Source organism: Algoriphagus marinus, from assembly GCF_001936475.1.
Classification (GTDB): Bacteria; Bacteroidota; Bacteroidia; order Cytophagales; family Cyclobacteriaceae; genus Algoriphagus; species Algoriphagus marinus.
Window position 1 is genome coordinate 96,684 of the sequence record NZ_MSPQ01000010.1, and the last position, 12,760, is coordinate 109,443.

General features: G+C 40.1%; 11 protein-coding genes. 3 read left to right on the forward strand and 8 right to left on the reverse strand.

All coding sequences use genetic code 11. The annotated features are described in order from the left end of the window. The first annotated feature begins 32 nt into the window (after nt 1-32). The 3 genes from ade (at nt 33) to BVC88_RS16140 (ending at nt 3,304) form a co-directional block, all read left to right on the forward strand. Nucleotides 33-1,658, forward strand: a complete 1,626-nt coding sequence (gene ade / locus BVC88_RS16130) for an adenine deaminase (RefSeq protein WP_075351752.1) — start codon at nt 33-35, stop codon at nt 1,656-1,658. A gap of 152 nt (nt 1,659-1,810) precedes the next feature. Next, nucleotides 1,811-2,038: a hypothetical protein gene (locus tag BVC88_RS16135; protein ID WP_139316591.1), complete on the forward strand. Its 228-nt coding sequence runs from the start codon at nt 1,811-1,813 to the stop codon at nt 2,036-2,038. 60 nt (nt 2,039-2,098) lie between these two features. After that, a complete protein-coding gene (locus BVC88_RS16140; protein ID WP_075351754.1) occupies nt 2,099-3,304 on the forward strand; it encodes a DUF4221 family protein in 1,206 nt (401 codons plus the stop codon). 220 nt (nt 3,305-3,524) lie between these two features. On the opposite strand, the gene BVC88_RS16145 is transcribed toward BVC88_RS16140, so the two are convergent. The 8 genes from BVC88_RS16145 to obgE all read right to left on the reverse strand — a co-directional run bounded on the left by BVC88_RS16145 (nt 3,525) and on the right by obgE (nt 12,724). Then, entirely contained in the window at nt 3,525-5,105 is a 1,581-nt protein-coding gene (locus tag BVC88_RS16145) for a peptide chain release factor 3 (protein ID WP_075351755.1), read from the reverse strand. Nucleotides 5,106-5,344: 239 nt separating this feature from the next. Continuing rightward, a complete protein-coding gene (locus tag BVC88_RS16150) occupies nt 5,345-6,580 on the reverse strand; it encodes a sensor histidine kinase (RefSeq protein ID WP_075351756.1) in 1,236 nt (411 codons plus the stop codon). Between the two features lie 207 nt (nt 6,581-6,787). Beyond that, entirely contained in the window at nt 6,788-8,098 is a 1,311-nt protein-coding gene (locus BVC88_RS16155; protein ID WP_075351757.1) for an ABC transporter permease, read from the reverse strand. Further along, complete coding sequence (locus BVC88_RS16160) at nt 8,091-8,984, reverse strand: ABC transporter ATP-binding protein (protein ID WP_075351758.1); 894 nt, start codon at nt 8,982-8,984, stop codon at nt 8,091-8,093. Before BVC88_RS16160 ends, BVC88_RS16155 begins: the two co-directional genes overlap by 8 nt. Before the next feature lie 18 nt (nt 8,985-9,002). Next, complete coding sequence (locus BVC88_RS16165) at nt 9,003-9,890, reverse strand: hypothetical protein (RefSeq protein WP_075351759.1); 888 nt, start codon at nt 9,888-9,890, stop codon at nt 9,003-9,005. A 77-nt stretch (nt 9,891-9,967) separates the two neighbouring features. Then, nucleotides 9,968-11,074, reverse strand: a complete 1,107-nt coding sequence (gene dnaJ, locus BVC88_RS16170; protein ID WP_075351760.1) for a molecular chaperone DnaJ — start codon at nt 11,072-11,074, stop codon at nt 9,968-9,970. A 2-nt stretch (nt 11,075-11,076) separates the two neighbouring features. Further along, entirely contained in the window at nt 11,077-11,622 is a 546-nt protein-coding gene (locus BVC88_RS16175) for a nucleotide exchange factor GrpE (RefSeq protein ID WP_245803661.1), read from the reverse strand. A gap of 106 nt (nt 11,623-11,728) precedes the next feature. Then, the gene (gene obgE, locus BVC88_RS16180; protein ID WP_075351762.1) at nt 11,729-12,724 is read right to left on the reverse strand and encodes a GTPase ObgE; all 996 of its coding nucleotides are present in this window, start codon (nt 12,722-12,724) and stop codon (nt 11,729-11,731) included. Nucleotides 12,725-12,760: the final 36 nt, after the last annotated feature.

A 12,760-nucleotide genomic window follows, 5' to 3' on the forward strand; every position in this document is an offset into this window, starting at 1 on the left:
ACTTACATCATCTTTTCCAAGCCCCAATTTTCATGCAGCTCAAAGCGCAATTTGTAGATATCCCCAATCGGAAAATTTATCCAGTTTTACTCAGTCTGGAAAATTCCAAAATTCAGAACATCACCAGCATTGCTCCTGAGCCAGGCCTTCCTTATTTGATGCCGGGGTTTATCGATGCACATGTGCATGTGGAATCTTCCATGTTAGTTCCTTCTGAGTTTGCTCGACTGGCGGTGGTTCATGGCACGGTAGCGACCATCTCAGACCCGCATGAGATTGCCAATGTCTGCGGGATGGCAGGTGTAGATTACATGATTGCCAACGGAAAGCAGGTTCCTTTCAAATTTTATTTCGGCGCTCCCTCCTGTGTACCTGCAACTCCCTTTGAAACTGCCGGAGGAGAAATCGACGTGTCAGCTATTGAGGAATTGATGAGTAGAAAAGAAATTCATTATTTAGCCGAAATGATGAATTGGCCAGGAACGGTCAATCAGGATCCGGTGGTAATGGAGAAAATTCGGATCTCCCAGAAATACGGCAAACCAATCGATGGGCATGCACCAGGCTTAAAAGGAGAGCTGGCAGAAAAATATGTGAAAGCAGGCCCAAGCACCGATCATGAATGCTTCACTTATGAAGAAGCGCTTGGCAAAATCAAGCTGGGGATGAAAATCGCCATTCGGGAAGGTTCTGCTGCCAAAAACTTTGAAGCGCTGATCGATCTGATGGACAACTACTCCGACATGCTCTTCTTTTGCTCGGATGACAAGCATCCCGATAGCTTAGCAGTATGCCACATCAACGAGCTAGCAGCTCGGGCTATCGCAAAGGGGAAAGATCTCTTCGATGTATTAAAAGTAGCTTGCCTCAATCCGATTTCCCATTATTCCATGGAAGTGGGTCAGCTTCGCAAAGATGATCCTGCTGATTTCATTTTGGTCAAAGACCTCGAAAAGTTTGAGGTGCTCGCCACCTATATTAATGGAGAAAAAGTAGCCGAAAATGGCAAAACGCTTATCCAGAGGGTCAAGAATAAACTGATCAATAATTTCAACACTTCGTTGAAAAGTCCCTTGGATTTCCAACTATCAGCAAAAGGCACCAAAGTGCGCGTCATCGAAGCTTTGGATGGGCAATTGATTACCCCTGAAACTTCTGGAGATATTCTGATTAAAGATGGCTTTGCAGTTTCCAATCCTGCCAGCGATATTCTTAAAATCACGGTGGTCAACCGCTACAAAGATGCTCGGCCGGCAGTAGCTTTCATCAAAAACTTCGGACTAAATTCCGGAGCGATCGCCTCCTCAGTAGGACATGATTCACATAATATTATTGCAGTTGGTGTGGATGATGAATCGATCTGTAGGGCGGTAAATTTGCTTATCCTAGCAAAAGGAGGAGTTTCTGCAGTATTGGGAAGCCAAGAAGAAATTCTCCCCTTGCATGTAGGCGGAATTATGTCAGCTGAGGATGGCTATCAAGTGGCTGCTGCGTATACACGGATTGATCAACTTTCAAAAGACATGGGATCTAAATTGGGCTCCCCCTTTATGACCTTGAGCTTTATGGCCTTGCTGGTAATTCCGGACTTGAAATTGAGTGATAAAGGATTATTTAGTGGGCAAAAATTTGAGTTTGAAGAGGTGTTTTTAATGTGAACTATTTATTTTTCAAAAATTTTTGCTTTTAGTTTGTTTTTTTTTTTTTGCGACTACTATATTGGTAGTGATCTTTTTGGCCATTGATCAAATCGGGAAATTCTAGGCATTCCCAAAATCAACTCAATCCTTAAATTTAAATTTTAGAAAAAATGAAAAAATTAGCAATGCTGGTTAGTATTTTGGGACTTTCTTACTCCTTGGTTTTAGGCTTTGACGCACAGAGAGTTTGTACAACCTCCTCCCAACCTCAAAATAACAGAGGCAAATGTCGTGTTTCACCTTACGGCGACGGAGATATCTGCTACTTTGACAGCGGAAGCGGAACTCCATGTAACGGCACTTTGGTCAAAGACAATAATCCACCAAGCATCGGATGATCTTCTTTCTCACTTCCATCTCCCAAACATGGAGATGGAAGTTTTATTTAAAATCCAACTATGAAAAAACATTTATACATTTTTTTGATGATCAGCATTTCTTGTTCAGTACCGAAGGATACGGAAGAAAAAAACAGAAGCAGCAACCTTACAATGTCCACCGAAAAAATGGCTATGAAAGTTGTGGGCCAATTGAAATTACAAGCTAATCCAACCATGCGTTTTGGGACTAACTCAATCTCTACTTTTCTTCATAATGGAGAGGAAATCATTAGCTACTTAGATTCAGACAGTCAAAAAATTATCACATTTGATAGCGATTCAGGTGAACTTCTTGATCAAATCACACTAGAAATTGAAGGTCCAAACGGAGTTGGAAACATTGGTTACGTATCAGCCCATTATCACCATAGTCCTGATTCTATTTTCTTATTCAATAGACAGACGAGTCCGCTTTATCTGATCAATGGAAAAGGAGAAATTATCAAAAAGTATACGGTGACTGATTATTCAGGCTCCACAAACTTCCCAGTTCCAAATAGTTCTACTATGAGTCCCATACATATTTGGAACAACTTCCTGCTTCTCTCCTGTGGAATCCAAAATTATGAAGAAGACTTTACCGGTTACCCAAGTCTCTTAAAGCTGGATTTAAAGAATGGTAAAATTGATTACTTAACCACTCTCCCAGAAATTTACTCTAAGGCCTTTTGGGGAGCCTACTTCAAATATGATCCTAGTATTGCTTTGAATTTGGGTAAAAACAAAGTCATCATCAGTTACCCTGTGGATCATCAAGTTTATGAAATAGACCTAATCAATGGAGTAGAGGAAAAACATATTATTAAGTCTGATTTTATCCAAGAGATAATTCCATATCAAGATGATCCTGCATTTTTTACCTCAAGGAACCCAAATGAACGAGACGAGAAAGAAAATGTTCATGCTTTCTCTACATCAGAATACCGGGGGCTAATATATGATCATTGGAGAAATATATTTTATAGAATAGCCATCCTAAGACCGTCACGAGACAAAGTTCTCGCAGGGGACAAAAAGTTTTCATTTTCAATTATAACGTTCAATGAAAATTTTGAAAAGGTTGGAGAAAGTCCATTCACAACAAATACCCATGATCCTTCTTCCATTTTTCTAACAAGGAAGGGATTGGCCATCTTCAGGAAAGACCTTTATCTTCAAAATGAAGACCTTTTTGTTTTTGATCTTTTTAACCCAATAAGCATCGGAGAAGATTCTGAGAAATAGTAGGTGTATTTCTTAAATAGGTGGATGATACCAAGTAATTATGTCCGAACTTGAATCAACATCACCGTCTCCTCGTCCCCCTATTCCAAAACCACCTATTCTCCTTTGAGCTACTTTACTTCCAAGCGAAGCTTTGGTAGATGCTGGTTATTCCTGACCTGAAACTGAGTGATAAGGGATTGTTTAGTGGAGAGAAATTCGTGTTTACCAATCTGTTTTATTAAAGATCGGATGTGAAGTGAAATTCTATATCCGGATAATTGTCCTGCACCATTTGTAACCAGGCTTTGGACTCGGCCATAAAGACCAGCTTTCCATCTTTGTCATGTGCGATGTGACGATTCTTGGAGCGGACAAATTCGTCGAGCTGCTTTTTATCTTTGCAGGTAATCCAGCAGGCTTTATAGAGATTCATCGGCTGAAACTCCACCGTCGCATTGTATTCGTTTTTCAATCGGAATTGGATTACTTCAAACTGAAGTTGACCGACTGTACCGACTACTTTTCGAGACCCCATATCGAATGTAAATAGCTGCGCAACTCCCTCTTCCATCAGTTGCTTGAGGCCTTTTTCCAGCTGCTTGGTTTTCATTGCATCCTTATTCACCACTTCACGGAAAATCTCAGGGGAGAAACTTGGAATACCTGTAAAAACCATGTCTTCACCCTCAGTCAGCGTATCACCGATTTTTAGATTTCCAGTATCATAAAGACCAACAATATCTCCAGGAAATGCCTCGTCGATGATTTCCTTGTCCTGTGCCATAAACTGCGTTACGTTAGAAAAACGAAGCGGCTTCGGTCCATGGACGTGATTGTAGGGTTTATTTCGCTCAAACTTACCGGAACAGATTCTCAAGAAAGCAATTCGGTTTCGGTGGTTCGGATCCATATTAGCGTGAATCTTGAATATAAATCCAGAGAATTTAGACTCATCTGGTTTCACTTCACGCGTATCTGTCTTTCTGCTTTTTGGCTTTGGAGCAATCTTAATAAAAGTATCCAACATCTCATTGATGCCGAAGTTATTCACCGCCGAACCAAAGAAAACAGGGGCAACTTTCCCCGATAGGTAAGCTTCCGTATCAAACTCAGGGTACACTCCCTCAATTAACTCCACATCTTCACGAAGTTGACTCGCGAAGTTTGGCCCGATCAATTTATCAAGTTCGGGATCGGCTACATCTTCAAATTCCTGACGCACATCACTCAGCTTTCGCTGAGAAGGCGTAAATAGGTTCAACTTATGATCAAAAAGGTTGTAAACCCCTTTGAAAGTCTTGCCCATACCGATAGGCCAAGAAAGCGGATGGCATTGGATATTGAGCTTTTGCTCAACTTCTTCCAATAATTCATAGGGATCACGGCCTTCACGGTCAAGCTTATTGATAAAGCAGATCACAGGCGTATTTCGCATCCGGCAAACTTCCATCAACTTCTCTGTCTGAATCTCGACGCCTTTCACACAATCAATCACCATGATCACCGAATCCACCGCTGTCAAGGTTCGATAAGTATCCTCCGCAAAATCCTGGTGACCAGGCGTATCGAGCAAATTGATTTTGATCCCTTTGTATTCAAATCCCATCACGGAGGTAGCTACCGAAATTCCTCTTTGTTTTTCGATGGCCATCCAGTCAGACTTGGTCGCAGTGTCGATTTTGTTGGATTTTACGGCACCTGCCGTTTGAATCGCTCCTCCAAAAAGGAGTAATTTCTCCGTCAAAGTCGTCTTTCCAGCATCTGGGTGAGCAATGATGGCAAATGTTCTACGTTTTTGGATTTCTTGATTCAAACTCATGGGTCATGTTTTTCAGGGGGCAAAGGTAGGGAAAAACCACCAAAAATGAGGACTTGCTTGGAAGTGGAGTTTTATAAGAAATCAGCCCTATTGACGGATTTTAGAATTTAAAATTGAAAATTGAAAATGATGGTTTTTATATAAAATGGGCAAACCTTCATCATTTAGTATTTCATATTCATTATTAAAATTTAGCTCTTTTCCAAAATTTTAACCGTTTAAGCCAAACTAGTAAATCTTCAATATTCGAGGATTCCTTCCGTAACAAACTGGGAAGCTCCCTCCTGACTCCCATGCAGGACGATTCGAAAAGTAGTTCCTTTTCCGATTTCAGAGTTTTTCACAAAAATCTTTCCGCCATGATAGCCCTCAATGATTCGCTTTGCCAAGGTCAATCCTAATCCCCAACCTCGCTGACGGGTAGAAAAACCAGGGTTGAAAACCTTTTTGAACATGTTCTTTTCCATACCCTTTCCTGTGTCCGAAATATCCACAATCACATACTTATCGCTATCCTGAATGACGTCAATGGTGATGGTGCCTTTTCCTTTCATGGCATCTACGCCGTTTTTACAGATATTCTCAATAACCCATTCAAAAAGTGGTTTATTCATCATCGCATCAAGGTCTTTGGAATCAGCATTGATAATTAAGTCTACTTTGGTAGAAATCCGGGGACGCAAATAAGTAATCGTCTCCTCAATGCTTTCGTAGAGATTTTCAGGCTGAATTACTGGCTTACTCCCAATGCTGCTAAACCTCTCGGTTACCATTCTCAGTTTGACCACATCTTTATCCATCTCTTGGATGATTTCTCGATTTTCCTCCCACACAGGTGAGTTTCGTAGGTAATCAATCCAAGCCATCAGAGAGGCAATTGGAGTTCCGAGTTGGTGCGCTGTTTCTTTAGTCAATCCTGCCCAAACCCGATTTTGCTCCGCTATTTTACTTTGGTTAAAAAGTGTGTAGGCCAAAACTCCAAATAGCAAAATCACTGCGAGCTGCACATATGGATAATATTTCAGGTTGAGCAAAAGCTCAGAGTTGCGGTAATAAACCTGAATATCTGCTTCAGAAAGATAGATCGGCTCATATTCCTCCTGCATTTCAATCAGCTCTTTTTCAAGGGTTTTGGCAGAATCTTCTTTGGTAGCATTTTTCTTAAAAATGATATTACGAAACTCAAATGGATCTCCCTCGGAGTCTACCATTATGATCGGGATCGAATAATTTTGATTAATGATCTCCTGTGAAATAAATGTGAGGTTTTCGGAGGTAGTAGAAGCATATTCCAATGCTTTTGACAACAGCTCGATTTGTCTTCTTTCCCGCTCTTTAAGTTCTTCAACAAGTCGGTTGGTGTACCAAATCGAACCAGTACCAATGACTAAAGACACCAATATCACAAGCCATTTTACCTGCTTTTTATTGCTGTAAAGATCTCCGGATGTCAAGTCTTGGAATCGGTTTTTCATTCAAAATATTCAGATGCTCGGATAATTAACTCGGCAATCTTTAGGATAGTATGATTCAAGCCTGGAAAATGGTGATTTCCATATGAAACTTTATGTGTAAAAATAAACCATAAATACTTGGATGAAAATTTCTTGAGTTATTTAAAAATTGAAGTGATTTCCTGGTTGAAAAGAAAAACCCGGAAAATGGAGTTCCGGGTCTTTATATTAATTGTTTGTTTTTATCCACTTCCAAAGTGTTTTATAGGTTGGTTTGGTACCATGCATCAGAATACCTATACGATAGATCTTGCCAGCTAGCCAAGTGGTAAACAAAAACCCGCTAATCAAAAGCCCCATCGAAAGTATTAACTCCCATAACGGCACTCCATAGCTCACTCTTCCCATCATTGCTATTGGAGAAGTCAAGGGGATGATAGAGAGCCAAAAGGAAGTAGTGGAATTAGGGTCATTTAACACAAACACGAAAAGCCCCATATACGCCACAATCAAAGGAATTGTAACCGGAAGCATAAACTGCTGGGCATCGGAAGGGGCATCCACTGCAGATCCAATTCCTGCGAATAATGCTCCGTACAAGAGATATCCTCCTAGAAAATAGAAAATAAAAGAAAGGACAATCTGAGTCACATTGATTCCCGATAGAACCTGAAGAATCTCACCTACGTCAGAGTTGTTTGCCATTCCTTGTGAGAATTCAGGGTTTGCCATTTCCATAGCTTGCTGCTGAGGCATCTGCATTCCAAGAAAACCTGTGACAATGGTGGTCAGCGTTCCAATCAAAACTATCCAAATCAGCAATTGTGTAAGTCCTACCCCAGCAATTCCGAGAATTTTCCCCATCATAAGCTGAAATGGCTTCAAAGAAGAAACCAAGATTTCCACGATTCTACTAGATTTCTCTTCGATTACGCCTTGCATAATCTGATTGCCATAGATAAAAATAAACATGTAAATCAAAATCCCCGCAAGAAAACCGATCGCATAATTTACTGTGGCATCACTGACGGTTTCAGTTCCCTGATCATCCAAAGTGATGGATTTGATAGCGACTTTAGTCCTGACCTCATTGATTATTTTTGGATCAATCCCACTTTCGAAAAGCCGCTGTTCCTCGATTTTCTTTTTTAGATTATTTTCCAGATAGCTAATCAAATTCATGCTTGGGTTTTCCTCCCCATAATAAGTGATACCTTTGGGGTCTTTCAGCTCAAAGTTAGGAATATGCAAAAATCCATACCGCTCTCCATTTTGAACCAGTTCTTTAGCTTTTTCCTCACTCAAATTTGAAAATGAGAAAGCATATTGTTCAGAACTTTCAAGGAAGAATAAATTATTATCATCTACGACTTCAATGATTCGCAGCGATTGATTGTCTTTCTCTTCTAATGCAATCCAGACAAAAATCCCCATTATGGCAGGGAAGATCAAAGGCGTCAAAAGTGTGACCAATAAAAAAGACTTTTTCTTAACTCGTGCGAGGTATTCCCGCTGAATCACCAGCCAGATTTTATCCATTTTCTGTTGATTTTACCTGGTGAATAAAAATTTCTTCCATGCTTGGAATGACCTCTCTAAACTGAGCCACTTCTCCATATTCCATCAATTCATGTAAGAGTTGATTAGGAGTCTTGCCACTCAGCGGAAGTGTAAAGTGATAGGATGTTTCATCTTGCTTTGCTGCCCATTCTGGCGGAATAGGTTGCTTAATTTGATCAATGGTAATCGTAAATACCTCAGGCCTGTAGCTGGATTTCACTTGTTTAATCGTTCCATCCAGGATTTTTTGCGACCTATTGATCATAGCAACCTGATCACACAGTAATTCTACAGATTCCATTCTGTGGGTAGATAGGATCACCGTTGTTCCTTTTTCTTTCAATTCTAAAATTTCATTTTTTATAATCTCGGCATTGACAGGATCAAACCCTGAAAAAGGTTCGTCTAAAATCAGCAATGGTGGATTATGAATAATCGTTGATATAAATTGGACTTTCTGGGCCATTCCTTTGGAGAGATCCTCGATTTTTTTGTCTTTCCAGGTAGACATCTCCAATTTATCAAGCCAAAATTTAATTTTCAATTTTGCATCAGCTGGACTTAGTCCTTTTAATCGGGCGAAATACAACATCTGATCCCATACCTTCATTTTTTTGTACAGGCCCCGTTCCTCGGGCAAATACCCAATTTGAGAGATATGCTTGGGAGCAAGCAGTTCACCATTAAGATATACCTGTCCACTATCCCCTTCAATAATCTGATTGATGATTCGGATCAAAGTCGTCTTCCCTGCGCCATTTGGCCCCAAAAGACCAAAGACCACCCCCTTACTTACTTCAAGATCTAGATTTGTGAGCGCTTTACTGGCTCCGTAGGATTTGTTTAATTTTTCGATTTTTAGCATTCGCTCAAAAAGTAAGGATTATTCAACAGTAATCGATCCTACTCCAACATCAATTATCAAATCTAATAACCGAGGATCGGACTCTTTATAACCTTTGGTGACGTAAATATTATTTTCCAATTCCTTTAGATATTTTGGCAAATTAGTTCGGCACATTGGAGTAGTCTTCATTTTGATTCGAACTGGAAAAGAATCAGGAGGTAGATGAATATAAAGTTTACCCGCACCAACGGAAGCGATGACTTGACTTTGATTAGACATTCCATCCGAAAAATCAAGATTTATTGCTCCATAATTTACCTCGAAAATCATTTTGTTGGCATTCGTATAATTCGCTTTATCGACTTGAACTGTCCCCATGTTAAGCGTAACCAAAAGTGTATCCATCAGGACTTGATTCGGTGCTTTTGAGCTGTAGTGGACTAGTACATCGGCACTTGCGCTTCTTATCTTCAGCTGACTTACTGTCAGATTAGCAAGGTCAAAATCTGATTTCCCCATCCCCAGATTAAAATCCAGATGATATAAAAAATTAGTGGTCAGTCCAAGGTCCCAAGTATGATCAAAGTCTTCAGATGCACCCGCAAACAACTTTGAGGTGATACTTTTCCCTAAGTTTTCTGACTCTACATTTTTATGAACCAATGAAGCGCTTAGGATATTATTGGAAATTTGACTGGAAAAAACAGGAAGAATATTGGCCTTTTCCAGATGCCCATGAACATATAAGGGGTCTGATGATTTAACCCGTTTTAATTGAGTAGTGCTTTTATAGGAAGTGAATTCAAAGGCAACCAGATCAAACCCTTTGGACTCGGTGACTCTGAACTCCTTGACTAGTTGAGCCTTACTCGCATTTACCCCTCCGACAAGCAATAGGAAAAGCAGACACAAATTTTTAAGCATAGGGATAAGTTACGGTTTACCTATCAAAAGGTTTTTTAAAAATATAAAAAAAGCCAGAATTGCTTCTGGCTAAAATTTTAAAAAAAATCCTTCATTTTATCAAAAAAGGTTTTATCACCTTTTCCTGGATCCGGTTTGAAGTTTTCAGAGAATCTCAAATTTTCCAAAACGTTTTTCTCTTCTCTGGATAAATTTGTTGGCGTCCAAACATTTACCATTATTAATTGGTCTCCCCGAGTGTAGCCATTGATATCTTTGATCCCTTTTCCTTTAAGCCGAAGCATTTTTCCACTTTGTGTTCCAGGATCAATTTTGATTTTCACCTTTCCTTCGATCGTAGGCACTTCTACGGAAGCTCCAAGAGCTGCATCTATGAATGAAATATATAAATCGAAGATGACGTTATTTCCGTCTCGCTGTAATGTATCGTCTTCAAGCTCTTCGATTACAATCAAAAGATCACCTGCTATTCCACCTGGGATTTCGTTACCTTTTCCGGACATGCTTAACTGCATTCCCTCAGCCACTCCACCTGGAATATTGATTGGAATTATTTCTTCTTTGACAACCAGACCTCTGGAATCTGCTTCTGCAGGTTTTTTATCAACGATTTGTCCACTACCTCCGCAAACAGCACAGGTGCTGGCAGAGACCATTTGGCCAAGCATGGTATTTACCACCTTCTTGATTTGACCTGAGCCTTGACAAGTAGCGCAAGACTTGAAAGAAACACCATCAGCGACAACATGTCTCTTTACTTTGATCTTTTTCTCAACACCATTAGCAATTTCACTTAGGGTCAACTTTAGTTTTAATCTAAGGTTTGTCCCTTTCTTAGTCCGTCGACCACCACCTCCGCCTCCGCCAAAGAATGATCCGAAGCCGCCACCGCCGAAGATGTCACCGAATTGGGAGAAAATATCTTCCATATTCATACCCCCTCCGCCATATCCGCCACCGCCAAGACCTTGATGACCGAATTGATCGTACCGCTGCTTTTTCTCTGGGTTACTCAATACCTCATACGCCTCAGCTGCCTCTTTGAATTTATCTTCAGCCTCAGGGTTATTAGGGTTTTTATCTGGATGATATTGGATTGCTAGTTTTCTGTAAGCTTTCTTTATCTCATCTGCAGAGGCAGACTTGGATAAACCTAGCACCTCATAATAATCTCTTTTTGCCATAATTATGCTCCTATCACTACTTTGGCAAAGCGGACAACTTTATCCCCTAGGGTATATCCTTTCTCCACCACATCTACTACTTTTCCTTTCAATTCTTTTGTTGGGGCTGGTATTTGAGTAATTGCCTCTTGGTTATCGGCATCAAACGACTTACCAACCAAATCTTCCATTGGCATAAGTCCTTTGCTTTTTAGAATTCTGACCAATTTTTGAAAAATCAGATGATTTCCTTCTCTAACTTTAAATGCATCTTTTTCGCTTTCACTTGCTTTAAGCGATCTTTCAAAATCATCAACAACGGGAATCAAATCTTTCAAAACTTCTTCCGAAGCTGTAGAAATCAGATCCAGACGCTCTTTAGAAGTCCTCTTGCGAAAGTTTTCAAAATCCGAATAAAGTCTGAGATACTTATTTTTCAATTCTGCTATTTCGAGCTCTAAAGTATTTTCCCCACCTTCTCCACTGGTCGAATCAGAAGATTCAGTTGGGTCATCATTTTTATTATCCTTTGCTTTTACCCCTTCTAATTGGTCTTCTTGTTCGTTCATTTCTTGATTTATTTGTTCTTCATCAATCATAATTCAATTTCTTCTAGTTGGCTTTGCATCCATATCAATATTGTTGCCATCTGGCAAAAACTGACAATGTGGCACTTTATGCCTGATGTATTGCCTGCCAGATTAAATCTTTAAGCACGTCAAGGTTGTATTGGGAAACCGAAGAAATAAAAGTGTAAGGAATTCCTTTGGGGATTTCTTTTTCCATTTCCTTCATCAATTCCTCGTCCAGCATATCGGATTTTGAAATGGCCAAAATCCTTCGTTTGTCCAATAATTCGGGATTATACTTTTCCAACTCTCCAATTAAAATCTCATACTGCTTAGTCAAATCCGGAGCATCTGCAGGAATCATGAAAAGTAGAATAGAGTTCCTCTCAATATGTCTTAAAAAACGAATACCTAAACCTTTCCCTTCAGCCGCTCCTTCTATAATCCCTGGAATATCTGCCATTACAAATGATTGATCCCCTCGATAGGCTACTACTCCAAGATTGGGAACCAATGTTGTAAAAGGGTAATCTCCAATCTCTGGTCGTGCCGCAGAGATAGATGACAATAAGGTAGATTTACCAGCATTAGGGAACCCAACTAAACCCACATCAGCCAGTAGTTTAAGCTCAAGTATGATCCATTCTTCAATTCCAGGTTCTCCTGGCTGAGAATAGTGTGGAGCCTGATTAGTAGATGTTTTAAAATGATCATTCCCCAGTCCACCTCTACCACCACGGGTCAAGATCACTTCTTGCCCATCTTCAGTTATTTCGAATCTTTTTTCTCCTGTTTCAGCATCTTTGGCTACAGTACCCAAAGGCACTTCAAGAATAATATCTTTCCCATCAGCACCTGTCCTACGTCCACCTTCACCATGCTTTCCCCCATCAGCAATGACATGTTTTTTATATTTCAAGTGGAGTAAAGTCCACACTTGAGTAGTTCCCTTTAAAATAATGTGACCACCTCTTCCACCATCACCTCCATCTGGTCCGCCTTTAGGCACATGCTTTTCCCTTCGGAAATGCATAGCGCCAGCACCCCCGGCACCTGATCGGGAGCAAAATTTAACATAATCTATAAAGTTGGAATCGGCCATTTTTTTGGAAAGAAAAAGGCTAAGCTTTAAAGCTTA